The sequence below is a fragment of the Oleiphilus sp. HI0132 genome, assembly GCF_001635845.1.
On sequence record NZ_LWGJ01000426.1, the window covers coordinates 1 to 500 of the forward strand.

Consider the following 500-nt stretch of genomic DNA (forward strand, 5'->3'; position numbering starts at 1 on the left):
AGAGATTGGCGCGGATATTATTCTCGGAAATACTTTTCATCTAATGCTAAGACCGGGCACCGACATTGTTGAGAAACATGGTACTTTGCATGACTTTATCCAATGGGATAAACCAATTCTGACTGATTCTGGAGGTTTTCAGGTTTTTAGCCTCGGAGATATGCGTAAGATCAGCGAGAAGGGTGTAACATTCAAGTCCCCTATCAATGGTTCTAAAGTAGAGCTGACGCCTGAAATCTCAATGGAAGTTCAGCGTAAGCTTGGTTCAGATATCGTTATGATTTTTGACGAATGTACGCCTTACCCTGCAACGGAAGAAGAAGCACGTAGTTCAATGGAGCTATCGATGCGCTGGGCTGAACGTAGTAAACAGGCTCACGGTGATAACCCTTCAGCTTTATTTGGCATTGTGCAGGGCGGAATGTATGAGCACTTGCGTGATGAAAGCCTGGAAGGCTTAGCCAATATTGGCTTCGATGGTTATGCCATTGGTGGCTTAT

1 protein-coding gene is annotated in these 500 nt (G+C 44.6%); it reads left to right on the forward strand.

Features of this window, described 5'->3' with window-relative positions; translation table 11 throughout:
- The coding region (locus tag A3766_RS05195) for a tRNA guanosine transglycosylase (RefSeq protein WP_156508706.1) at nucleotides 1–500 on the forward strand (500 nt) is incomplete at both ends.